Source organism: Kitasatospora griseola (assembly GCF_014648555.1).
Classification (GTDB): domain Bacteria; phylum Actinomycetota; class Actinomycetes; order Streptomycetales; family Streptomycetaceae; genus Kitasatospora; species Kitasatospora griseola.
In genome coordinates this window covers 6,408-8,561 of sequence record NZ_BMRI01000028.1, presented here as the reverse complement: position 1 = coordinate 8,561, position 2,154 = coordinate 6,408, and the positions used below count along the sequence as shown (strand labels likewise).

General features: G+C 70.5%; 2 protein-coding genes and 2 tRNA genes. All 4 read right to left on the bottom strand.

All coding sequences use genetic code 11. The features are described 5' to 3' along the window. Position 1: 1 nt before the first annotated feature. Positions 2 to 74 (bottom strand) — tRNA-Glu (locus tag IEZ12_RS27295). Positions 75 to 96: 22 nt separating this feature from the next. Next, positions 97 to 168, bottom strand: a tRNA-Gln gene (locus tag IEZ12_RS27290). 197 nt (positions 169 to 365) lie between these two features. Then, complete coding sequence (gltX, locus tag IEZ12_RS27285; protein ID WP_189275614.1) at positions 366 to 1,883, bottom strand: glutamate--tRNA ligase; 1,518 nt, start codon at positions 1,881 to 1,883, stop codon at positions 366 to 368. Then, positions 1,880 to 2,154: fumarylacetoacetate hydrolase family protein (locus IEZ12_RS39230; RefSeq protein WP_229848130.1), on the bottom strand; the 275-nt coding region annotated here is incomplete at its 5' end. The genes gltX and IEZ12_RS39230, both read right to left, overlap by 4 nt.

Sequence of the window (2,154 nt, the reverse complement as noted above, 5' to 3'; positions counted from 1 at the left end):
GTACCCCCGACCGGATTCGAACCGGCGCTACCGCCTTGAGAGGGCGGCGTGCTAGGCCGCTACACAACGGGGGCGTTGCATCACTTGCGTGCTGCGCTGGGGTACCAGGACTCGAACCTAGACTAACTGAACCAGAATCAGTCGTGCTGCCAATTACACCATACCCCACCAGAGTTCAACCCCTGCGGGGGGTCTTCCTCGGTGTCTTGCGCCTCCCTGCCCGGGCGGCGCAGAAAGAACATTACCCGACGCCCCGCCCGGCTCCAAAATCGATAACTGCAGGCAGTGCCCCGGACACCTGCGGGCCAGGTCAGCGACCTGGCCCGCAGGGGTGCCGGAGGCGGCCCAGGGGGCCGCAGGGGGCCTCAGGAGGCCGGGAGCAGCTCCAGGGCGGCGAGCAGGCGGCGCAGCGTCTCCTCTCGGCCCAGCAGCTCCATGGACTCGAACAGCGGCGGGGAGACCCGACGGCCGGTCACCGCGACGCGGAGCGGGGTGAAGGCGAACTTGGGCTTGATGCCGAGGCCGTCGACCAGGGCCTCGCGCAGCGCGGCCTGGATCGGGTCGGGGGTGAAGTCCGTCAGTTCGGTGAGCGCCTTGACGGAGGCTTCGATCACGGGGCGGGCGCCGGCGGTGAGCACCTTCGCGGCGTCCTCCGGGTCGACCGTGAAGTCGGCGGGGGCGACGAACAGGAAGCCGGCCATCGCGACGATCTCGGAGAGGACGACCATCCGCTCCTGGGTGAGCGGCGCGACCTTGCCGAGCAGGTCGAGCTGCTCGGCGGTCGGCTCCGCCGGGAGCAGCTCGGCGGCCTGGAGGTAGGGCACCAGGCGCCGGACGAACTCCTCGGGGGCGAGCCGGCGGACGTGCTCGGCGTTGATGTGCTCGGCCTTCTTGAGGTCGAAGCGCGCCGGGTTGCCGTTGACGTCGTCGATGTCGAACGCGGCGACCATCTCGTCGATGTCGAAGATGTCGCGGTCGTCGGAGAGCGACCAGCCCAGCAGGGCCAGGTAGTTGAGCAGGCCCTCGGGGAGGAAGCCGCGCTCGCGGTACAGGTTGAGCGAGGCCTGCGGGTCGCGCTTGGAGAGCTTCTTGTTGCCCTCGCCCATCACATACGGCAGGTGGCCGAAGCGCGGGGTGGTGCCGTTGCCGACGCCGACGTCCGCGAGGGCCGCGTAGAGGGCGATCTGACGGGGCGTCGAGGACAGCAGGTCCTCGCCGCGGAGCACGTGGGTGATCTCCATCAGGGCGTCGTCGACCGGGTTGACCAGGGTGTACAGCGGGGCGCCGTTGGCCCGGACGATGCCGTAGTCGGGGACGTCCTTCGGGTCGAAGGAGATCGGGCCGCGGACCAGGTCGTCGAAGGTGAGGGTGGTGTCGGGCATCCGGAAGCGGAGGATCGACGGGCGGCCCTCCTGCTCGTAGACGGCGATCTGGTCGGCCGTCAGGTCGCGGCAGTGGCCGTCGTAGCCGGAGGGCTTGCCGGCGGCGCGGGCGGCCTCGCGGCGGGCGTCCAGCTCCTCGGTGGTGCAGTAGCAGGGGTAGGCGTGGCCGGCGGCGCGCAGGCGCTCGGCGACGTCCGCGTAGATGTCCATCCGCTGCGACTGGCGGTAGGGGGCGTGCGGGCCGCCGATCTCCGGGCCCTCGTCCCAGTCGAAGCCGAGCCAGCGCATGGCGTCGAGCAGCTGGTTGTAGGACTCCTCGGAGTCGCGGGCGGCGTCGGTGTCCTCGATCCGGAACACCAGGGTGCCGCCGTTGTGGCGGGCGTAGGCCCAGTTGAAGAGCGCCGTGCGGACCAGGCCGACGTGCGGGTTTCCGGTCGGGGACGGGCAGAAGCGGACCCGGACGTCGGGGTTCTTGTCAGCCACGGTTACTGCATCCTTCATCGCTTGACGACCTTGTTGGCGAGGGTGCCGATGCCTTCGACGGAGACGGCGACCTCGTCGCCGATGTTCAGGGGGCCGACACCCGCGGGGGTGCCGGTGAGGATGACGTCGCCCGGGAGCAGGGTCATCGCTTCGGAGATGTGCGCGACCAGTTCGGCGACCGAGCGGGCCATCTGGGAGGTGCGGCCGGCTTGGCGCAGCTCGCCGTTGACGGTGCAGGTGACGGCGAGGTCGGCGGGGTCGAGGTCGGTCTCGATCCACGGGCCGAGCG